The following is a 21,287-nucleotide window of genomic DNA, read 5'->3' on the forward strand; positions in this document are numbered from 1 at the left end:
CCTGTTTTTAAAAAATTTTATTCCACGATTTTACTAAAATCAGCAATTTTATTGCATAATTTTACAATAGATTTTAAAATTCCCAGCCTTGCTTTTTTAAGATTTTCATCCTCTGCCATGACCATGACCGCATTAAAGAAGTCATCTACATACCTGCGCAGATGGGCTATCCTTTCCAGGGCTGATTTATAATCCCCTCCTGCCAGAGCCCCTTCTACCTCATCTTTAACCTCTGCATACTTTTTATAAAGTACCTTCTCAGTTTCATCTACAAGCACATCTTCATCAACCCGGGTAGATTCCCACTTCCTGGAAAGATTATGGCAGCGGTTAAACACAGTCATCAATTCCGCAAAAACAGCATCTCCTCTAAGCTCTTTCAATACCGACGTACGCATCGCAATATCTACCAAATCACCGGACGGACAAGCCAAAACAGCATCAACGATATCATAGGAAATTCCCTGTTCCAGCATAATTCCCCGCATACGCTGCAGTATAAATTCCAAAACTTCTTCTCTGGTTTCTTCTTTTCCTTTATCCGGATTAAAAGGCATTACTTCCTGATAAGCCTTTTCTATTACGGAAGATAAATCAATTCTTAATCCTTTATCCAGAATAATATTTACTATCCCCATAGCCTGCCGGCGCAGAGCATAGGGGTCCTGTGAACCGCTGGGCTTTATGCCCATGGCAAAAAACCCGGTTAAATTGTCAATCTTTTCAGCCAGGCTGAGAACTGTTCCTGTTTGGGTAAGAGGCAGCTTATCTCCCGCAAAGCGCGGTAAATAGTGTTCAAAAATAGCCTCGCTCACTTCTTTATCTTCACCATGGTGCAAGGCATAATATCTTCCCATTATACCCTGCAGTTCCGGAAATTCATAAACCATGTTGCTTACCAGATCAGCCTTGCAAAGGTAGGCTGCTCTCCTTATTTTTTCCGCATCGCTCAAACCGTAATTTTCGCACATAAAAAGCGCTATACTGGTAATCCTGTCAACCTTGTCCATAATAGTTCCCAGCCGTTCATGAAAGAGGATGCTTTTGAGTTTTTTCGCCATACTGTCCAAAGGCTGTTTTAAGTCTTCCTTCCAGAAAAACAGCGCATCCTCCAGGCGAGCTTTTAAAACTCTTTCATTTCCTGCCCTCACCACATCAATAAATTCATCTGTACCATTTCTTACCCCAATGAAAACTGGCATAAGCTTTCCTTCTTTGTCAAACACCGGCACATATCTCTGATTTTCTATCATGGTGGTAGTTAAAACTTCTTCCGGCACCTCCAGATAGGAAGAGGAAAAGCTGCCAGCAAAAGCAGTCGGATATTCTACCAGATAATTAATCTCATCCAGCAGCTCCTCATCCTTTAAAGCCTGTCCTCCCACAGCAGAGGCTATTTTTTCAATTTGTTCCCAGATTATTTGTTTTCTCCTATCCTGGTCTATAATCACATAATTCTCCTCTAAAACCTTAAAGTAGTCATCAGTATCCTTTACTGCAAGCTGGCCTTTTGACAAAAAGCGGTGTCCGTAAGTATAATGGGAACTCACCAGATTTTCCAGGCTGAACTCAATCTTTTCCTCTCCATATAAAGCCAAAAGCCACCTTATAGGCCGGGCAAAACGAAAACTGTACCCTCCCCAGCGCATGGACTTGGGAAAAGAAAACGCTTTAACCAGTTCATAAAGCAGTTCAGGCAATACTTCTCTTGTAAAAAGGCCTTTTTCAGTCCTCACGGCAAAAACATACTCTACCCCATTAACTTCCCGCACTTCTACATCATTTATGTCGATATTCTGGCTGCGGGCAAATCCTTCCAGAGCCTTTGTCGGATTACCTTTTTCATCAAAAGCAGCCGCCTTTTTAGGACCCCGGTTTTCGATCACTGCATCTTCCTGCTTTTCGCTCAACCCTTTTACATATAAAGTTAGTCGGCGCGGGGTGCCAAAACTTTTTACCTCTTCATAATTAAGCCGTGCCTTTTTAAAGCTGTTTATAGCATTATTTTTAAAATCTTCCAGCGCTTTTGGCATATAAGCTGCAGGAATCTCTTCCACCCCTATTTCAAAAACCAAATCTTTTGCCATTTTTTAAACCTCCTCTCTGGCTAAAAGTTCTTGTCTTAGCTTTTCATCCTTAATCAAGGGATATCCCAATCTTCTTCTCTGCTTCAGGTATTCTCCCGCTACCATACGGGCCAGGTTGCGCACTCTTAATATATAACTCATCCTTTCCGTTACACTTATAGCTCCTCTGGCATCCAGGAGGTTAAAGAGGTGCGAGCACTTAAGAACATAATCATAAGCCGGTAAAACCAGATTTTTTTCCGCTATCCTTATAGCTTCTTTTTCACACAGGTTAAACATGGTCATTAAGGTATCTATATCAGCATATTCAAAATTGTAGTGTGAATAATCAACTTCCCCCTGATGATGTACATCGGCATAAGTGATGCCATCTACCCATTCAATATCAAAAACACTTTCCTTATTCTGGATGAACATGGCTATGCGTTCCAATCCATACGTAATTTCCGCACATACCGGATTACAATCATAACCTCCACACTGCTGGAAATAGGTAAACTGGGTTACTTCCATGCCATCCAGCCATATTTCCCAGCCTAATCCCCAGGCACCCAGAGTAGGAGATTCCCAGTTATCTTCTACCAGGCGTATATCGTGTTCTTCCGGCTTGATGCCCAAATCACGTAAACTATCAATATAAAGGTCAATAACATTATCAGGAGAAGGTTTTAATATCACCTGATACTGATAATAATGCTGCAGCCGGTTGGGATTTTCACCATAACGCCCGTCAGTCGGACGCCTGGATGGTTCAACATAAGCCACATTAAACGGTTCTGGCCCTAAAGCTCTAAGAAAGGTAGCAGGATTCATGGTTCCCGCACCTTTTTCCACATCATAAGGCTGCTGGATTATACATCCCTGTTTTCCCCAGAAGTTCTGCAAACGCAGGATAATCTCCTGAAAATTCATGTCTTTTTACCTCCTTTTAGCTAGTTTTGCCTTAAGCCTTTAAAATAATAAAAGCCCGTCCCCCATGCAGGGACGGGCTTACTACCCGCGGTTCCACCCTGGTTGGCGCTAAATAAGCACCCTCCTTCATTAATGCGGGCTTTACTCGCCGTAAGGCTTTCCTCCCGCAGCTCAGAAGCGCCTTCAGAAAGTTTAGCCTGCCGGCTCCCACCTGCCCCGGCTCTCTTTCAAGGCATCCCTTTCCTACTCCTCTTCTTCATCGCCCATATATCAAATTTTAAAAACTGCTTTATCTAAAAGTGTAGCAACAGGTTTAATCCTTGTCAAATTCAAGCGGTAAATTTTTTTTAAGCTGGTATATGGTATTTTTCAAATGCAGCTTGCTTTCCAGATAGTATTCCAGATATTTTTCAAGAAGCTTTTCCAGCTTATTCAGGGCTTCATCCGAAGCCTTTACCCTTTCCAGAGATTTTAAATTGGCCCGGGTAAGAAACTTAAGGAGGCTAAAGGCTTCAGCAGAAAGGATAAAATCGGTCTTCAAGAATTTGGCACAATCATCACACAATATTCCGCCTTCTGCCAGGTTAAAGCGGGGAATAGCCGTTTTTTTCCCACAGGCAGCACACTCCTCCAGTCTCGGCCTGTAACCCAGCTCTTTTATAAGCTGCATTTCAAAATATCGTATGGCTAACCTTTTTGCCCCTTTCTCATTTATATAGCCTAAAACCTGCAGGGTTTCATTATAAAGCGCCGGGGAAGGATTCCTTTCCAGAAGCGATTTATCCAAAAGCTCCATGATATAGGCTGCATATAAAGTCCGTCCCAGGTCTTCCCTGATATGAGGATAGAAATCCAAAAGTTTTCCCTGGGTAATGAGGTCCAGGTCCTTACCCCGGTTCAAATACAAAAAAGAATGGCTAAAAGGCTGCAAAACAGCCCTGAGACTGCTTTTCGGCTTTTTTACCCCTTTGGCTACTGCCTTTATTTTGCCTTCCTTTTCAGAAAAAATAGTAACCAGCTTGTCGGCATCCTGATAATCCAGGCTTTTAAGGACTATGGCCCTGCTTCCGTAATACATGCTTCTTCCCCCATAAAACATTAAATGCCGTAAAAGGTTCATTTACCACATATACCGGTATTTTCAAAACATCCTCCACATCTTCAGCATAGGCACAGGCACTTTCCCGGTCAGCAAACCTGTAATCAAATGCCAGATATATCTCATTTACATCATCAATGCCCAACCTTTTAATACATTTTACAAAACCAGCTATATCCTTATAATACTCCTTTTCCACATAAGCAAATATCAGTCCGTTTACTTTGCTTATCCTGTTACACGCACAGGGATGAAAAGGGGAAAAAGATGATATTCTCCTTGTCTCCCTGTGCAAAGCCTTATAAGCTATATTTTCCAAATTGCTTTTTTCCTTAACCAAAGCCCAGCGGGGAACAGACACAATCATCGTGTTCAGACAGGCTTTTTTTGCCAGATAAACTACGGTTTCCACTTTTATAGCATCCTGCATGTAGCTGTGCGCGGCATATCCCCTTATCTCCGGTATAATTATAACATCCGGAGCCATACCTAATGTAGGCAGGTGGTGCCCCCCATCAAAAACTACTATCCGGTAAGCTTTGCTGTACATCTCTTTTGCCAGAACCTGCCCATAAGGAGTAGTGTGAAAGGAATCCAGAAGAGAACATTCCACCACTGCTGTATATCCTTCTTTAAGCGCTTTTTTAAGTTCCTCACTCAAATTTTTTGTCTCTCCGGGAACAAAAGCCTTCACTCTTATCTCTTTATCCCCCAGGTCACGCAGCCCTTTATGGTAAAGGACTTTCACCTCTGCATTCCTTCCCGCATTATAGCCATAAAAAGCCAAAAAACTTTTATATAAACTGTTGTGCAGCCAGGCTTCCGGATAATTTACGAAAAGATAAAAATATGAAAATAATAAAATCATGAAAAAACAGACCGTCTTTTTCGCCATAATAACTTCTTAACCCCTTTTTGCTGTTTATCCGGCAGCCAAACAAAAAGAGGGGATCTCTCCCCTCTTTTCAAAGTCCCAGCACTTTAAGCGGGCTGCTGGTTCCCAGCCGGTGTACTCCAGCCTCTACCAGAGTTAAAGCAAAATCCTTATCTTTTATGCCTCCACTTGCTTTTATTTTTAAATTATCGCTCTTATTGGCCTTTATTATTTCAATATCCCTTAAACTAACCCCCCGGCTGGCAAAGCCGGTAGAAGTTTTTATAAAATGAGCTCCCGTTTGGCTCACTATCCGGGTAGCCACCTTAAGTTCGTCCTCACTGAGCAGGGCAGTTTCTACAATTACCTTGAGAGTAAAGTCAAAATCCTTTTGCAGGCTTAATAAATCCTTAATCTCTTTTTCAACCAGTTCATAATTCCCGTCTTTAAATGCTCCTATATTCATTACCACATCAAGTTCCAGCGCGCCTTCTTTAAGTGCCTCCAAAGCCTGCGCTTTCTTTATCGAAGGCAGTTCAGCCCCTAAAGGAAAACCTATTACCGTACAGGACCTAACCTGAGTCTCTTTTAAAAGAGAAACCGCCAGCGAAAGTCGGTAGGGATTTACACATACAGCTGCCATATTATACCTTACCGCATTCCGGCACAATTCTTCTATGTCTTCTCTCCTGGCCTCCGCCTTAAGGTTGGTAGCATCAATATATCCTGCCAGCATAAGCATAATTACCTTACTCCTAACCCTATAGTCTAAAACCTAATTGACGCAAATTAGCCTCATTATCCCGCCAGTTCTTCTTGACTTTTACCCATAAATCCAGATAAACCGGCATTCCCAGCATGAGTTCAATATCTTTGCGCGCCATCTCTCCTATATTCTTAAGCATCTGGCCATTGCGCCCAATGATTATTCCTTTCTGGGAATCCCTTTCTGTATATATAACTGCCCTTATATAAGCCTTTCTGCCTTCCTCATTTTTGAACTCTTCCACTTCTACAGCAATCGAATGGGGTACTTCATCCCTGGTCAAGAGCAAAACCTTTTCCCGGACCAGTTCAGCAGCGATAAAAGATATCGGCTGGTCGGTAAGGTCCTCTTCCGGATAATAAAGAGGCCCTTCCGGCAAAAACTCAAAGGTTTCCTTTAATAATTTATCTATATTGCTGTTTTGATAGGCAGATATAGGAATTATGCGGGTAAAATACATCTGGCTTTTAAAGCTCTGTATATGCTCATCTATCTCTTCTTCAGAAGCCAAATCTATCTTGTTAACTACCAAAAATACCGGCACTACTGCATTTTTTAGCTGCTCAATTATAAACTGATCCCCGCTGCCAAACGGTTTGGTGACATCAGTTACAAAATATACCAGGTCAACATCTTCTATACTGCGGGTAGAAACTTTAACCATATACTCACCTAAAAGATGTTTAGGCTTGTGGATGCCAGGAGTATCGACAAACACTATCTGGCCTTCCTCACAGGTATATATACCCTGAATACAGGTCCTGGTAGTCTGCGGCTTTTCAGATACTATAGTTATCTTTTTGCCTATTATGGTATTTATCAGAGTAGATTTCCCTACATTCGGTCGTCCTACAATACTAACAAATCCTGATCTCACGTATATTATCCCTCCTGTTTATCCAAACGAAAAGCGTTAAAAAGCAAATCGCCTAAGAAATGCTCCTTATAGCTGTCATTTTCATCAACCACAATAACTTTCAGCTCCGGAGCAAATTCAGACATAACCTGCAGACATGCCCCACAGGGGTAGGTAAAACCGCTTCCTGAACCTACCACACAAACAGCTTCCAGTTCATACTCTCCCTCAGTTACTGCTTTAAAAACAGCTATCCTTTCTGCACATACCGTAAGCCCGTACGAAGAATTTTCTACATTAGCCCCTTTATATATCTTGCCGGTTTTGGTTAACAAAGCAGCCCCCACTCTAAAGCCTGAATAAGGGGCATAAGCGTGATTTCGCGCTTCTTTGGCACTTTCTATAAGCACATTTATATCCATAAATCGATTTTCCCCTCATATCTTTATTAATTTTAACAAATAAGGCCCAAAAACTATAAATCCTATGGCCACCGCCATCAAAGCACTTAAAAAAACGGCACCAGCAGCAACATTCTTGGCTGCCCTGGCTAAAGGATGATAACTATCAGTAGCCAGATCTACCGCTCTTTCAATAGCTGTATTTATCATTTCCGCCGTCAATACCATAGATATAGTAATTATAATAAATCCCCACTCTAAGCGGCTGATCTTTAAAGATCCCCCCAGCAAAACTGCCAAAGCAGCAGCCAGGAGGTGGATTTTCATATTTCTTTCTTTTACTACCGTTTCCTTAAGCCCTGAAAGGGCATAAACAAAACTTTCCTTTAGATTCCTAGCTTTCATGGCCTTATTACCTTTCCAGTTTTAACTCCGTCATTATCCTCTCTTCTTTCTCACGCATAATTTTTCTCTCTTCTTCATTTTCATGGTCATAACCCAGCAAATGCAGCATACCATGAGCCACCAGATAACCCAGCTCCCTTTCCAAACTGTGGCCATATTCCCTGCTTTGCAGAAGAGCCTGTTCCAAAGATATTACTATATCACCCAGCATATTGGTTTCCTCTTCTATAAAATCCGGCTCATCTTCTCCCCGTTCATTCATGGCAAAAGACAATACATCAGTAGGCTTGTCCTGACCCCGGTATTCAAGATTAAGCTGGTGAATAAAATCATTATCAGTTATAAGCACACTTACTTCTCCCTCGGTTAATCCTTCCATGCGGGCTGCGGCCAGGATAACGTTTTCCACTATTTTCTCCATCTCTTCCGTAAAAATAATCTTGTCCTGGCTATTGGTTATCATTATCTCCATCTAATCCGCTCCTCTTCAATTCTTTAGCTATGTTCTCCGGATATTCTATTCTCTTATGGTAAATCCCATCTAAAACTTTGCAAAAAGCCTCTGCTGCGGTATTTAAATCACGGAAGGTAAGTTCACTTAATTCCAGCTGTCCATCATCAAGTTTTTCCTTTATTATTTTGTGCACCATAGCCTTAATTTTTTCCGGAGTAGGATCAGGAAGCGACCTGACAGCTGCTTCCACTGAATCGGCAAGCATAACCAGAGCTACTTCCCGGCTCTGCGGAAGCGGTCCTTCATACCTGAAACTTTCCTCACTAACTTCTCCCTCTTCATGCTCCTCCAGAGCCCGGTTATAAAAATAACGCGCCAAACTTGTGCCATGATGCTGTTCTATAAAATCCATAATAATCCGGGGAAGCCTGGCTTCCCTTGCCAGTTCCAGCCCTTCCCGCACATGAGAAGTTATAATAAGGGCACTTAAAGCAGGAGCAATTTTGGCATGAGGATTTTCCCCGCCCCGCTGATTCTCTATAAAATATTCCGGCCTTTTAAGCTTTCCTATATCATGATAATAAGCCCCTACCCTTACCAGAAGCGGATTAGCCCCTACTGCTTCTGCCGCTGCTTCAGCCAGATTTCCTACCAGCAGACTGTGGTGATAAGTGCTGGGAGCTTCTAAAAGCAGCCTTTTTAAGAGCGGATGATTGGGATTAGAAAGCTCTAAAAGCCTTATCATGCTGGTTATAGAAAAAGCAGTTTCCAGATATGGCAGAGCCCCTATCATCAAGACTGCCGACAGCAAACCGTTTATAGCACCAATAGCTGCTCCCGTGAAAACCAGGCTTAAGCTTACATTTCCACTTATAAAGATCAAAGTTATTATCGTCAATATATCAGCCAAAGCTACATAAATGCCAGCTTTGGCCAAATCAGAAGTCTGGCTGAGCTTATAAACCCTGAAAACCCCTACCGTACCTCCTACAAAAGCTACGATAGCGTAAAAAAGCTGATTGCCTTCGGTTAAAAGCCCTACATAAAGAGCCATAATCATAGTCATAAAATAAGCCAGACGGTTATCTAAAAGCATAGCAATAAGCATGGAGCCTGCTGCTACCGGTGCCGCATAACCCATAAGATTATTAAGTTCCGGTTTATCCCCTATTTTTATGACGGTCAAAAACCTGGTAATAAGAAGGATAAGTATGAAAATCAAAGCTATCAAAAGAAGCAACGAAGAATTTTCATAAATATCTTTATAATACCTTCGCAAGAATTCAATTATAAGCCAGAAAGTAATAAGCACAAAAATCCCTGCCCCCACCAGGGTTAAGGGATAGCTTTTGCTTCTTTGTATGCCCAGTTGCTCCAATATTGATATCTGCTCCTCAGTAACCCTATCTCCTTCTCTGACAATTATTTCTCCTGCCTTGATAGTCTTCTGTACCGGCTGAACTGCTTCTACCGCTTCTTTTATAGCCTTCTCCGTAGCTTCCTGGTTGTAAATCATGTTGGGACGCATAAAGCCATGGGCAGTAATTTTCATTATTTCTTTTGCCTGCGGTGTATAAGCAAGTCCATCTATTTCTTTTTCTATCTGTTTTACCGTATCAGGAAGGGCTTCTTCCGTTATAGGCTTCTGAAGTGCATTATAAATAATAGACCATATAACCTGCTGTATCTGAAGCAAATTATCGCTTCCCGTTTGTACCAGATAGCGTGCCAGTTCATAATAAGAAATAGATGGCTGAAATTTTTGGTCCCCTACTGCCCCTTCCAGCAGTTTCTTTATCTTCTCTTCCTTATTCTCGTCCCCACTTTGCAAAACCTGATTCAAACCTGTATAAAAATTATTTATCTCCGTTTTGGCATTGGAAACTGCAAAATTATCTTCCTGATATACCTTCTGCACCTTGCTGGCAGCCTGTTCTCTAAGTTCAGCAGTCTTCTTCTCATCAATAACAATAGTGGTAACATTAGACTGTATATCCCTGGGGGCTACTTCATCAGGCTTTAAAGAAAGCTGTTTAGGGCTAAAATTGCTGAAAAGAATAGTTATAGTTATACCGAAAAAAACCAAAACCCCCAGCACCTTTTGTACTCTAGGATTAGTAAAGAAATCGTGTAAACTGCATGAACCTATATTCAAAAAGTCTTTTAGCATAAATACTCTCCCTTAAAGAAGGCTCTCCTTGGATAAAATATCCTAAATCTATTCCTTATTAGTTTTATATTTAGGTTCCTTTGCTTCATAAGCCTCATAGGCATCAATAATTTTCTGCACCAGGGGATGCCTTATCACATCTTCCTTGGTCAAATACTGAAAAGCTATCCCCTCTACATTTTTAAGTATTTTTTGAATTTCAATCAATCCTGAATATTCTTCCTTGGGCAAATCTACCTGGGTTACATCTCCCGTTATCACCGCTTTAGAGCCAAAGCCTAACCTGGTAAGAAACATTTTCATCTGCTGGGGGGTTGTATTCTGGGCTTCATCCAGAATAATAAAAGCATTATTCAAGGTTCTCCCCCGCATATAAGCTAAAGGAGCTATCTCTATAATATTTTTTTCCAGATACCGCTGGGTAACATCCACTCCTAAAATATCAAAAAGCCCATCATATAAAGGCCTAAGATAGGGATTAACTTTTTCAATAAAATCTCCCGGCAGAAAACCTAACTTTTCTCCTGCCTCTACCGCCGGACGCACCAGTATAATTCTTTCCACTTCCCGGTTTTTTAAAGCACGTACCGCCATAACGGCAGCCAGATAAGTCTTTCCTGTTCCGGCAGGCCCTATACCGAATACTATATCATTCTGCAAAATAGCTTCAATATATCTTTTTTGTCCCAAAGTCTTGGCCTTTACAGGCTTTCCCCGGGCAGTTTTCAAAAGGGTACCTGACACAATATCCTGATGTCTTGCCTTATCTCCACATCGTATAAGGTTACTGTAATAATTTATATCATTAATGCTAAGCTGTCCTTCACTCTCTACCACATCTATAAGCCGGTGCAGAAGCTCATAAGCTTCCTCCACTTCCTCCTCATTTCCCCTTATATATATATCCCCTCCCCTGGCAAATATATCTGCCGAACAGATATCCCTTATATAACGAAGGTTTTCATCATTGACTCCAAAAAAAGCAACTGCTTTATTATTGTCCTTTATAGATATTCTCGCTTCTCTTTCGGTCAAAAAACAATCCCCCTACTTAAACAGAGATTATATCTTATTTATTATATCATGCTATATTTAAATTACCAATTTACAAAGCTAATCTTTCTTCTCTTCCGCTATAGACTGGCAAACCGCTATATTTTCAACTACCTCCGCATAAGCCTTAACCCTTACCATAGCATCACTGGGAGATGAAATTACCTCGGTTTTCATTTCTAAAATTTTTGTATCCCTGGCCAGTTTATCTTTTAAACTCTTAAGGGCCTTTTCCCTGGCTATTCTTAAGGCTTCTTTTTCGGAGTAAACCGTAACTTTTTTGTCTTTTTCTTTCCATATCTCCTCTCCTAAGCCCAAATCACCCAGCGGGGTTCTTACAACCCTTTGTTTTTTATGTTTCACTGCCATTTGGAAAACCGGCTCTTTTTTCCCTTTAAGATAAAAAAACCTGTTTCCAGCCTTCAAATAAAACCTCTTATACTGCTTTCCGGTCATAAATACCTCTTCTTTCTTAAAAGGGCATTCGCCATAACCTTCATACCACACCCTGGCTTTAACCTCTCCGCGCGCTCTTACCGTATAAGGCTTAAGTTCTTCTTTAAGGCTGCTATCTTCCTCATTTTCCTCTGCTAGCAAATCATACTTGGGAAAAATAACCCCTGATATCAATATATCACCTTTAGCCACTACATCTCCTATTTTAACATTAGGTTCTCCCTGCAAAACCAGCATGTCATAGATAATCCCATCTCTTCCAGCTACCAGATGGCAAGGGGCATTAACATTTTCATCGGGCAGGATTTTTTCCACCACTTCTATATTAGCCTTAACCCCTCTTATATCAACCTTTACATAAGACAGCTCGCTTAAATCCCTTAATATGCCTTCTTCCACCTCACTACGCTTAAATCCCCATTTGGGAGCCCCTTCATAAAGTCCATATTTAGCAGCTATTATAAGTATCTTATTCCTATCAACTTTTTTGTTGCCACTTACCTCCAAAGTCCACACAAACGAAGACAAAAAATATAAAGCCAGTATAAAAACCAGAGCCCCGGTTATAAATCCCAGCCGTCTTTTTATAATCCCTCGCCATAAATAAAATCCCTTTTTTTCAACTATTTCCAGTTCATGTCCACTTTCTCCAGCAATATTCTTTAAAGCTTCAAAAGCGCTGTCCCTGACCCTGAATTCTATATGGTCCCCAACTTTTTTAATCCCCCAGATATATATACCTCTAGCAGAAGCCATATTTATTACTCTTTCCTGTTTTTTCCCCTTTAGGCGAACCTTTTTTATTCCTCCTACCAGATCAAAAAAACGAATAGCCAAAATATCCCCCCTTAATCCATAAACCTTACCATATAAACTTCTCCGGTTATACTCATTTCCTCCGCCAGAAGCGCCTTTATAACCAGATCCTTTCCTTCTATTTCCAAAAAACCGCGTATAAGGTTTACCCTGATGCGGTGGGGACTATATTCAATGATTCCCCGGTGATTTTCCAGATAAAGCTCATCTCTGCCAATAATAGTTATTTTAGGGAGATCCAGCACCAAATCCTTCGGTATTTCAAAAAAATCAGTCATTATTTTATTAACCAGCTCCTTGCGCCTGCTCATCTTTTTACCCCCAGTTTTAAAAGCCTTTATTTAACTTTTCCTAAAAATATATTCGTATAAACCCTCTTAAATTACAAAAACCGGGAAACAGGTACTCCCCTGTTTTCCCGGCTAACAACAGATTTCTGTATAATCTTTATATCCAATCAAAGCGCCTGGCCTGAAACTTAAGTTCATCTCTAAAATCAGGATGCGCTATATTTATAAGCTCTTTAACCCGCGCAGAAACCCCTTTGTAACGAAGATGGGCCACCCCATATTCAGTTACCACATACTCCACATCATTGCGGGAAGTAGAAACAATAGTCCCCTGGGGTAAAAACGGCACTATTCTCGATTTCAACTTACCTTCTTTATCTGTAAAAGTAGAATTCAAAGCAATGATACTCTTTCCGCCTTTAGAATATTTGGCGCCTACTACAAAATTGACCTGGCCTCCAGTTCCGCTATACTGTTTATGCCTTATTGACTCTGAGGCCACCTGTCCTGTCAGATCTATCATCAAAGCATTATTAACTGAAATCAGGTTATCATTTTGCCCTATAATATAAGGATTATTGTTATATTCAACTTCAGTAAAGATTATGTCTTCATTGTGGTCAACAAAATCCCATATCTTGCGGTCTCCCACACAAAAGGTAGCCAAAACCTTTCCAGGATAAAAATTCTTGCGCGATCCGTTTATAACCCCAGCTTCCATCAATTCCTTAAAACTGTTCTGCACTACTTCCGTATGAGCACCCAGGTCTTTTTTGTCCTTTAAAAAATAGCCAATAGCATTAGCCAATCCTCCCAAACCCAGCTGAATCGTAGACCCGTCCGGGATCATTTCCGCAATATAATGAGCTATATTGCGTTCTACTTCCGTAATAGGTATATCAGGTATTTCTGTCAAATCTGCATTACTCTCTATTATATAATCTACCTCAGAAACATGAATTTTAAGATCATCTCCATTCAGCCAGGGAGTAGCTGGATTAACTTCTGCTATAACCAGTTCTGCCCTTTCAATAGCCCTTTTAGGTACCAATCCGCCAAAACACGACCTGTTCATATATCCCTCATCATCGGGAGGAGTAACCACAATAGCCGCTACATTAGGTTTTTTCCGGTCCATCCATAACCCCATCTCATTAAGATGCAAAGGTACATACTCGGCGGTCTTCCATTCCATACATATCCTTTCGACTGGGCCTACAAAAGGGGTTTCAATATGAAAACTTTCTCTGAATTGGGGCTGCATATAATCATAAAGCTTAAGCGCCAAACCCAAACATATGGTGACATTGCGCAGTTCTCCCGCCCTCTTGCTCAGGGCAACCGAAAAATCATGCGGAATACAATGCCCTCCCGGCATAACAATAACATCGAGGAGGCCACCATCCTTACCTTTTCCTTGGCTTCCATAATCGCTTCACTTCTACCGACAATCGAAGCCAAAGAATATTTGGCCATGGCATCTCTTTTTACTTTTTCTTTCTTCTTCGTTTCCAAACTTGAAAAAACAGCAGTAATTTTTTGGGCAAACTTCAAGACCTCTTCATGATACCTGAATATGCTAAAACCGGCTGCCCCAATAATCTGCCCGTTGGCAGTTATAGGTATGCGGGAAACCACCTGAGATTTGCCATTATATTCCCATATATCTGCAATTATGGGAACCCCTTTTTCTAAAACCTCCAGCATGCGCGTATTGGGAAATACCTCATCTACCCTTTTCCTATCACATCTTCTTTTTTAAGCCGGTCTCCCGGGCATAATTATCAGTAAATACCCTTATGATGCCTTTTTCATCAATAATCAGTGCCCCATCAAATTCATTAAAAACCGTTTCAATTATTTTAAAATATTCTTGTGGCAGCTTGCTCAGCTTTAACATATCCTCCCCCCTTACTACAATTATATCATTTCATAATATTTTATTCGCTTTTTATTACAAAATAAAATAAGGGCTTATGTTTAACATAGGCCCTTATCTATGTGCAGTTTTTATATTTTAAGATAATCCACAAATTCCTGCCAGGGCATGGGTCTGGCCCAAAAATAGCCTTGCCCGTATTGACATCCCAAACCCCTTAAAACTTCTATCTGTTCTTCCTCTTCTATTCCTTCAGCCACCACTTCCATACCTAATTCCCTGGCTATGGAAACAATAGCCTTTACAATCATGTTTTCCCGCTTATTAAAAATATTCTTTATAAAGCTGCGGTCAATTTTTACTTTATCAACCTGCAGATTAAGCAGCATAGACAGTGAGGAATAACCTGTTCCAAAATCGTCCATAGCCACACTTATGCCTAATTCTTTTATCCTTTTCAAGTTTTCAGCAATAACTTCTATATCCCCTCCTGATACCCTTTCCGTAATCTCAAATTCCAGCTGTTCCCCATCAATTTCAAACATGTCAATCATCTGTTTCACTTCTCCAGCAAACCAGGGATTTTCCAGCTGTTTTAATGAAATATTTATGGATAAGGAAACCTTTTGTCCGCTTGCCTGGCCAAATTCCCTTATAAATCGGCAGGATTCCCTTATTACAAAATCTCCTATATTGTGAATCAACCCGGTTTCTTCCGCTACCGGGATAAACTTTTCCGGCGGCACTTTGCCCATGATCTCATTTTCCCAGCGCAGAAGAACTTCCGCTTTTTGGCTCCTGCCCTCCTCCAGGTTTACGATAGGGTGGAAATAAAGGCTTAGCTCACCTTTCTCCAGCGCACTGCGCAAACAGTTATAGATAAAAAACCGTTCCTTAACCTCCTCCTCCATTTCCGTTGCAAAAAACTTTATACTCTGGGCCAATACGCTTCTTTTCGCCTTTGCACTGTACATGGCAATATCCGCGTTTTTTATGAGGGTATCCGCGTCTTTCCCATCTTCTGGATAAAAAGCTATACCTATACTGGCTGATACGAAAAAATTCCTTCCCTCCATATAAAAAGGCTGGTTGATAGCCTCCATGACCTGGCAGGCTATATCATACGCATCTGCTTTTTCCGCTATGCCTTCCAGCAAAATTACAAATTCATCTCCCCCATACCGGGCAATTAACGCTCCATCTGGCAGGACTTCTTCCACTTTTCCTGCTATATCCTTTAAAAGCTTATCCCCCGCCTGATGTCCCAGAGCATCATTTATCTCTTTAAAATGGTCAAGGTCAATAAAAAAAGGGCAAATCTTTTTCCTCGGCCATTTAGACACAGGCTTTCCAGCCGTTCCCGGAAAAACCTCTTGTCATAAACTCCGGTAAGGTAATCCCTTACCGGAGCAAGATTAAGCGCAGGTTTTAAATTCCCCGCCCCATCAAGATTAATAACGGTAACCAGAAAAAATTCGCCGTGCCGGTATACAGCTACTTCTCCCCAAAACCCCTCCCTATCCGCCGGTTTAAACAACCAGCGGGCACGATGAAAACCTTCCTTTGCTGCCCTTTCCCATGCCTGGCTGACTTTTTCCCGGGAGCTTAATCCTTCCGGCTGCTGGCAGGGTAAAAAAGAAAGCAGAGATTTTCCCACTATGCTTCCCTTTTCCTCGCCCAAAAGGGAAGCTCCTTTATTATTGCTAAGAACAATTTTTTCATCTTTAAAAACATAAAAGGGGAGAGGAAAAAATTCAATAAGCTCAACATAGGCATTATCTGATATAGTTCTATCCAATTTTTATCTCCTCCCCAGGCCTTACTAAAAAACATTATTAAACCTTAAACCGCTCTACAGTGCGCAGCATATCTTCCGCAATAGCTGCCAGATTTTGAGCGGTAGCTGTAAGCTCCTGGGAAGAAGCGCTCATCTCTTCTGAAGAAGCCGCCACTTCTTCCGTAGCTGCGGAATTTTCCTCGGTTACCGCGCTTACCTGTTCTACCCGCTGCATTACTTCTTCTTTCGACTTTACAATCTCATCCATCGCCTTGTAAGTCCTATCCATAAGGGGGGCAATGTTTTCTACCGCTTCCAGAATGTCGGCAAAAGATTTCACCGCTTTTTCTACCGATTCTGTCTGTTCTTTTACCGAGGTTTCAACGGTGCGGGAAGTTGCTATAACATCATCCGTATCCCGCGTTATAGAGTTAACCAGGTTGATGATTTTTTCCGTGGAAGCTTTTGATTCTTCCGCCAGTTTGCGCACTTCTTCCGCTACCACTGCAAAGCCTCTGCCGTGTTCTCCCGCTCTTGCTGCTTCAATAGCCGCATTAAGGGCTAAAAGGTTAGTCTGTTCGGATATGCCTGATATTATTTCGGTTATGCCGCTTATTTCGCGTACAGACGAGGTAAGGGTTTCTACCTTGTTCACCACCAGGGCAAAAGCCTTGCTTATCTCTTCAATCGATTTTACCAGCTCATCCATCTCCTGTTTGCCTATATTAGCCTTGTTTTCCGCATTTTCTGTTTCATCCTTTACATTCTGCAGCTCTCTATATACATTCTCGATATTGGCAGTAAGCTGGGCCAGTGAGTTTACGATATCTGCCAGATCCTGAGCCTGGCTGGTAGCTCCTTCTGCCACCTGCTGCATGGTGGTGGCCAATTCCTGGGAAGAAGCTGATAACTCTTCAGAAACGGCTGCCAGCGTCTGCGACTGCCCGGTTACCCGGCCTGCGCTTTCTTTTACTTCTGCCAGAGCCTGCTTCATGTTCTTTATAACCTGGGCCAAAGACCTGTTCATCTGGGCAAATTCGTTGCTGCCGTCTTCTTCTAAATCTACGGTAAAGTCATAATGGGCAACTTTATCCAGAACCTCATTTATCTGTGCCATATAGCCGATAATAAGCTGCCGCAAAATAAAAGTAAGTATAAGTAAGACTAATATCAAAGCAACTGTTATTCCAGCAAATACACTGCGTGCCTTGCTGTATAGAAAATTGGCCTCTTTAACTTTTTTATCCGCTGTCTCTGCATTTAACGCTACCAGTTTATTTATGTTATCCTGCACATCAGAAGCATAGACAGCAAAAGCGGCTGCCTCTTCCGGGGATACCTGATCTCCCTGTTTAAGGCTTTCGGTTACCCTTAATGCCTGTTCCATATAGGTATTGTAATTTTGTTCAATCTTATCGAATAATGCTCTTTCTTCCGGGGATAAATCGTAACTGCGGTAGGTATCGAGTATGCTCTTTAAGCTGGTTTTCTTCTCCTTTATGAGAGAAGCTGCTTTTTCGTCATACCGGCCTGAATAAAGCATTTCTGTCATCTGCAGCCTTATTATGTAAAATTCGGTTTCCATCTCTTTTAGTTTGAGGGATACCAGCATGTTCTTTTCATAAAGCCGGTTCATGTCTTCACTTAAAATGCGCATTTCTTTAAGCGACGAATAAGAAAGGTAAGCCAGAGCCAGGGAAGTTAGAACAAGCAAAAACAGGATAAGTGAACTCACCTTAAGGTTTTTTAGAAAGTTACGGCTCTTTCTTATCTGATTACTTCCATCCCCACTAATCGCTGACATCTTTCTCTACCTCCCTCATAACATAGTTTTAGCCTGAATACAGACACAATATGTTACTATTTTATCAAAAAAAAAAAACCATAAAATTGGATTATAAGCCTTATAAAACTTATTTTTTTAAAAATATACATTAATACAACAAATAATGGTAAAATCACTAAAAAGGAGGTGTAAAATTGCAAAAAAGATCAGCTCTTATAATAAGCCTTCTGATACCCCAGTTAACAGGAGCCTTAAGCGCATACCTGTCCGCATCCCAGCGCGAAGTATACCAGAGGCTTAATTTACCTGCCTTTGCTCCTCCTGCCTGGGTTTTTGGGCCGGTATGGATTTTGCTTTACCTTCTTATGGGTATAGCATGTTACCGTGTTTATCTAAAAGGCCCCGGTAATCCTCTTGTTAAAAAGGCTTTGCTCTTTTATCTCATCCAGCTCCTTTTTAACTTTGCCTGGAGCATCATATTTTTCCGTTTCGAACTTTTGGGAATCGCCCTGGTAGAAATAATAATCCTCTTTATTTTTATAATTATAACTACCTATTATTTCTATAAGGCAGAAAAAACCGCCGCCTATCTGATGATACCATATATAATATGGGTAGCTTTTGCCAGCCTGCTCAACTATTATATCTGGCTTTTAAACTAAATCTAGATAAAGGCAAATGCCACTATACTGGCCAGAAAGGATATGATAACCAGTCCGGTGATTATATATATAAACCTTTTTTTGTTTCTGTTCATAAAACTCATCATTTGCCCTTCCCCCTTTTTCGGCAATTAAAAAGTCTGGTAAATCTTATTAGAATTTACCAGACTTAGACTTCTTATGCCAGCATTTCCTTTACTATTTCATTTACCACCTTGCCGTCTGCTCGCCCCTGAATTCTGGGCATAAGGATTTTCATAACCTTGCCCATATCCTTGCTGCTTTCGGCACCTGCTTCTGCAATAGCCTCTTTTACCATTTTTCGCAGTTCTTCTTCACCTAGCTGCTCGGGGAGATATTCCTCTAAAATGCTTATCTCTTCCTTCAACTGCTCTACCATTTCCATACGGCCGGCTTTTTCATAATCGGCAATGACATCCTGGCGTTTCTTCATTTCCCGCCTTATCAGCTGGACCAATTCTTCATCAGTAAGTGCACGCTTTTTGTCAATCTCCATTTCCTTCTGGGCAGCCCTTACCATCCTTATGGTAGCCAGCCTTATCTTGCCAGCTTCTTTCTGCTTCATTGCCTCTTTCATATCACTAAGCAGTCTTTCGTTTAGAGACAAAGGATTACCTCCTTAGTATTTTTTCTTTCTGCGGGCAGCTTCTGATTTCTTCTTTCTGCGCACACTTGGTTTTTCATAGTGCTCGTGTTTTCTTATTTCCTGCATAACACCAGCCTTCTGGCAGCTGCGCTTAAACCTTTTAAGAGCACTATCCAGTGACTCGTTTTTGCCTACTCTTACTTCGCTCATCATATCCCTCCCCTCATCAACCAGGTGTAAATAAATGCTTTTCTATTTTACTATTCATCAGTAATATAGTCAAGATTAGCCCGGCGGCCAAGCAAAAGCCCTTCCTCCCAGAAGATGGTAATGAATGTGGAATACGGTCTGCCCACCCCCGCTTCCACAGTTATTGACCAGGCGGTAGCCATTTTCATTTATTCCCAGCTTTTTGGCCAGTTTGGAGGCAGTAAGCTGTATATGTCCCATGAGTTCCAGGTCTTCATCAGCTACCGCATCCAGGGAAGCTATATGTTTTTTAGGTATTATAAGTATATGCACGGGAGCTACCGGATTAATATCCTCGATAGCCATAATTTTTTCATCTTCATATACAATCCTGGCATTCATTTCTTTGGCTGTTATTTTGCAAAATATGCAGTCTCCTGGCACTTTTTCACCTCCTAACTACATTTTATACCTCTTAAATTCTAAATTATACCATGTACTATGATTTTATCAGATTATAGAGAAGAAGTGAACCATGGCTCCCCACAAGGAGTGAATAAATTAGTCTAAAGCTGCGCTGCCAAAACCTTTTTATGCAGATAATCGCTGCCAGCTATCATAGAAAGCATCTGGGCATCACGCAGATATTTTTCTGCCGGGTGTCCGATGAGAAATCCCAGACGCCCTATAATATCTACAGCACTGGAAGTAACCTGCTGGGCTACCTGGGTAGCATAAAGCCTGGCCATACCTGATACCCGGGCATAATTTTCATCTGCGTCTATATAATAAGCAGCCCTCATTACCGCAAGCCTGGCGGCATCAATCTGGGTAGACATATCAGCCAGGGTAGAAGATATATAATACCTTGAAGGCGAGCTGGTACCCAAAAGCGAGTTGCTGCGGGCGATTTTGAGAGCCAGGTTAAAGGCAGCCTTGGCTACGCCAACGCCAATAGCTCCCAGCAAAGTACGGTTAAGGTCAAAGGTTTGCAATAGCAAAAGATAACCGCTTCCCCTTCTGCCTATTACATAATCCTCAGGTATGCTAACCTGATTGAAACCGAGTTTCACTGTATGGCAGGTTCTAAGCCCCATTTTGTGCAGAACTTCTTTTACCTCTACCCCTTCACTGCTTCCCGGCACCAGTAAAAACTGCAGGCTCGATTTATGCCGGGAATCTTTATCCCTTGCCAAAACCAGGATAAACGAAGCCTCTGCCCCGTTTATTATGTAGTCCTTGCTCCCTTCAATGACTATTTTATCATTTTCCTGGTAAAATGTTGAAGATATGCGGGTTATCTCCTCATTATCCTTTTTTTCCGGCCTTTCCAGGTTATAATCAGGCCTGGCTTCATTTATGGCGATGGCGGCAAGTTTCGGCTTTTTATCAGTAAGCAGGGGCAAAAATTCCTCTTTAACCTTTTCGCTGCCAGCTATCAAAAGAGGAGTTATGGCATAAATATTCTGCACCACAGTCGCTGCAGCTCCCGCACAGCCAGCAGCCAGTTCTTCAATTACCGCAGCAGTAGCCACCATGCTTAAACCCCTTCCCCCGTACTGTTTGGGGATAAGAGGCGCCAGAAGGTTTTTCTCGGCCAGCATCTCAGGAATAGACCAGTCCTGTATGTCATCACCGATAGCATCAAGCTGCAGGGCCCTGGGAGCTATCCTCTTTACTGCCAGTTCATGCACTTCATTTATGAGTTCTATTTCATCCTTGTTCAAAACAAAACTAGCCATAATAAT

At 41.6% G+C, this 21,287-nt stretch carries 24 protein-coding genes and 1 other annotated feature; of the genes, 1 reads left to right on the top strand and 23 read right to left on the bottom strand.

Annotated features, from left to right (window positions below; all coding sequences use genetic code 11):
* Positions 1-17: 17 nt before the first annotated feature.
* The 19 genes from glyS to ACZ42E_RS07625 form a co-directional block, all read right to left on the bottom strand.
* Positions 18-2,087: a glycine--tRNA ligase subunit beta gene (glyS, locus tag ACZ42E_RS07535; protein WP_464891729.1), complete on the bottom strand. Its 2,070-nt coding sequence runs from the start codon at positions 2,085-2,087 to the stop codon at positions 18-20.
* Positions 2,088-2,090: 3 nt separating this feature from the next.
* The gene (glyQ, locus tag ACZ42E_RS07540; protein ID WP_464891730.1) at positions 2,091-2,999 is read right to left on the bottom strand and encodes a glycine--tRNA ligase subunit alpha; all 909 of its coding nucleotides are present in this window, start codon (positions 2,997-2,999) and stop codon (positions 2,091-2,093) included.
* 65 nt (positions 3,000-3,064) lie between these two features.
* Positions 3,065-3,268, bottom strand: a binding site (T-box leader).
* Between the two features lie 44 nt (positions 3,269-3,312).
* The gene (recO, locus tag ACZ42E_RS07545; protein WP_464891731.1) at positions 3,313-4,077 is read right to left on the bottom strand and encodes a DNA repair protein RecO; all 765 of its coding nucleotides are present in this window, start codon (positions 4,075-4,077) and stop codon (positions 3,313-3,315) included.
* Positions 4,046-4,993, bottom strand: a complete 948-nt coding sequence (locus tag ACZ42E_RS07550) for a hypothetical protein (protein ID WP_464891732.1) — start codon at positions 4,991-4,993, stop codon at positions 4,046-4,048. The genes recO and ACZ42E_RS07550 overlap by 32 nt, the downstream gene beginning before the upstream one ends.
* Positions 4,994-5,063: 70 nt before the next feature.
* Entirely contained in the window at positions 5,064-5,714 is a 651-nt protein-coding gene (gene deoC / locus ACZ42E_RS07555) for a deoxyribose-phosphate aldolase (protein WP_464891733.1), read from the bottom strand.
* A gap of 19 nt (positions 5,715-5,733) precedes the next feature.
* Positions 5,734-6,615, bottom strand: a complete 882-nt coding sequence (gene era, locus ACZ42E_RS07560; RefSeq protein WP_464891734.1) for a GTPase Era — start codon at positions 6,613-6,615, stop codon at positions 5,734-5,736.
* Between the two features lie 5 nt (positions 6,616-6,620).
* On the bottom strand, positions 6,621-7,016 hold the full coding sequence (gene cdd / locus ACZ42E_RS07565; RefSeq protein ID WP_464891735.1) for a cytidine deaminase: 396 nt from the start codon (positions 7,014-7,016) through the stop codon (positions 6,621-6,623).
* Between the two features lie 15 nt (positions 7,017-7,031).
* On the bottom strand, positions 7,032-7,400 hold the full coding sequence (locus tag ACZ42E_RS07570) for a diacylglycerol kinase family protein (protein WP_464891736.1): 369 nt from the start codon (positions 7,398-7,400) through the stop codon (positions 7,032-7,034).
* A 7-nt stretch (positions 7,401-7,407) separates the two neighbouring features.
* Entirely contained in the window at positions 7,408-7,872 is a 465-nt protein-coding gene (gene ybeY, locus ACZ42E_RS07575; RefSeq protein ID WP_464891737.1) for an rRNA maturation RNase YbeY, read from the bottom strand.
* Positions 7,850-10,024, bottom strand: a complete 2,175-nt coding sequence (locus tag ACZ42E_RS07580; RefSeq protein WP_464891738.1) for an HD family phosphohydrolase — start codon at positions 10,022-10,024, stop codon at positions 7,850-7,852. The genes ybeY and ACZ42E_RS07580 overlap by 23 nt, the downstream gene beginning before the upstream one ends.
* Positions 10,025-10,072: 48 nt before the next feature.
* The gene (locus tag ACZ42E_RS07585) at positions 10,073-11,059 is read right to left on the bottom strand and encodes a PhoH family protein (protein ID WP_464891739.1); all 987 of its coding nucleotides are present in this window, start codon (positions 11,057-11,059) and stop codon (positions 10,073-10,075) included.
* A gap of 78 nt (positions 11,060-11,137) precedes the next feature.
* Positions 11,138-12,370: a sporulation protein YqfD gene (gene yqfD, locus ACZ42E_RS07590; protein WP_464891740.1), complete on the bottom strand. Its 1,233-nt coding sequence runs from the start codon at positions 12,368-12,370 to the stop codon at positions 11,138-11,140.
* An 11-nt stretch (positions 12,371-12,381) separates the two neighbouring features.
* Complete coding sequence (gene yqfC / locus ACZ42E_RS07595) at positions 12,382-12,660, bottom strand: sporulation protein YqfC (RefSeq protein WP_464891741.1); 279 nt, start codon at positions 12,658-12,660, stop codon at positions 12,382-12,384.
* Positions 12,661-12,796: 136 nt separating this feature from the next.
* Positions 12,797-14,017 (bottom strand): acetyl-CoA hydrolase/transferase family protein, encoded by a 1,221-nt coding sequence (locus tag ACZ42E_RS07600; RefSeq protein ID WP_464891742.1) that lies wholly within the window; start codon positions 14,015-14,017, stop codon positions 12,797-12,799.
* On the bottom strand, positions 13,972-14,346 hold the full coding sequence (locus tag ACZ42E_RS07605) for a hypothetical protein (RefSeq protein ID WP_464891743.1): 375 nt from the start codon (positions 14,344-14,346) through the stop codon (positions 13,972-13,974). The genes ACZ42E_RS07600 and ACZ42E_RS07605 overlap by 46 nt, the downstream gene beginning before the upstream one ends.
* 37 nt (positions 14,347-14,383) lie before the next feature.
* A complete protein-coding gene (locus tag ACZ42E_RS07610) occupies positions 14,384-14,539 on the bottom strand; it encodes a hypothetical protein (protein ID WP_464891744.1) in 156 nt (51 codons plus the stop codon).
* Between the two features lie 110 nt (positions 14,540-14,649).
* The gene (locus ACZ42E_RS07615) at positions 14,650-15,861 is read right to left on the bottom strand and encodes a putative bifunctional diguanylate cyclase/phosphodiesterase (RefSeq protein ID WP_464891745.1); all 1,212 of its coding nucleotides are present in this window, start codon (positions 15,859-15,861) and stop codon (positions 14,650-14,652) included.
* The gene (locus ACZ42E_RS07620; RefSeq protein WP_464891746.1) at positions 15,795-16,316 is read right to left on the bottom strand and encodes a PAS domain-containing protein; all 522 of its coding nucleotides are present in this window, start codon (positions 16,314-16,316) and stop codon (positions 15,795-15,797) included. Before ACZ42E_RS07620 ends, ACZ42E_RS07615 begins: the two co-directional genes overlap by 67 nt.
* A 37-nt stretch (positions 16,317-16,353) precedes the next feature.
* The gene (locus tag ACZ42E_RS07625; RefSeq protein WP_464891747.1) at positions 16,354-18,099 is read right to left on the bottom strand and encodes a methyl-accepting chemotaxis protein; all 1,746 of its coding nucleotides are present in this window, start codon (positions 18,097-18,099) and stop codon (positions 16,354-16,356) included.
* Between the two features lie 176 nt (positions 18,100-18,275).
* Here ACZ42E_RS07625 and ACZ42E_RS07630 point away from each other — a divergent pair, with 176 nt between their 5' ends.
* Positions 18,276-18,743, top strand: coding sequence for a TspO/MBR family protein (locus ACZ42E_RS07630; RefSeq protein ID WP_464891748.1), 468 nt, complete (start codon positions 18,276-18,278; stop codon positions 18,741-18,743).
* A 178-nt stretch (positions 18,744-18,921) separates the two neighbouring features.
* On the opposite strand, the gene ACZ42E_RS07635 is transcribed toward ACZ42E_RS07630, so the two are convergent.
* The 4 genes from ACZ42E_RS07635 to ACZ42E_RS07650 all read right to left on the bottom strand — a co-directional run bounded on the left by ACZ42E_RS07635 (position 18,922) and on the right by ACZ42E_RS07650 (position 21,281).
* Positions 18,922-19,371 (bottom strand): GatB/YqeY domain-containing protein, encoded by a 450-nt coding sequence (locus tag ACZ42E_RS07635; RefSeq protein ID WP_464891749.1) that lies wholly within the window; start codon positions 19,369-19,371, stop codon positions 18,922-18,924.
* Between the two features lie 12 nt (positions 19,372-19,383).
* On the bottom strand, positions 19,384-19,560 hold the full coding sequence (rpsU, locus tag ACZ42E_RS07640; RefSeq protein ID WP_073091239.1) for a 30S ribosomal protein S21: 177 nt from the start codon (positions 19,558-19,560) through the stop codon (positions 19,384-19,386).
* A gap of 75 nt (positions 19,561-19,635) precedes the next feature.
* Positions 19,636-19,983, bottom strand: coding sequence for a histidine triad nucleotide-binding protein (locus ACZ42E_RS07645; protein ID WP_464891750.1), 348 nt, complete (start codon positions 19,981-19,983; stop codon positions 19,636-19,638).
* 122 nt (positions 19,984-20,105) lie between these two features.
* The gene (locus ACZ42E_RS07650) at positions 20,106-21,281 is read right to left on the bottom strand and encodes an acyl-CoA dehydrogenase family protein (RefSeq protein ID WP_464891751.1); all 1,176 of its coding nucleotides are present in this window, start codon (positions 21,279-21,281) and stop codon (positions 20,106-20,108) included.
* Between the last annotated feature and the right edge of the window lie 6 nt (positions 21,282-21,287).

Source organism: Thermosyntropha tengcongensis (genome assembly GCF_055381335.1).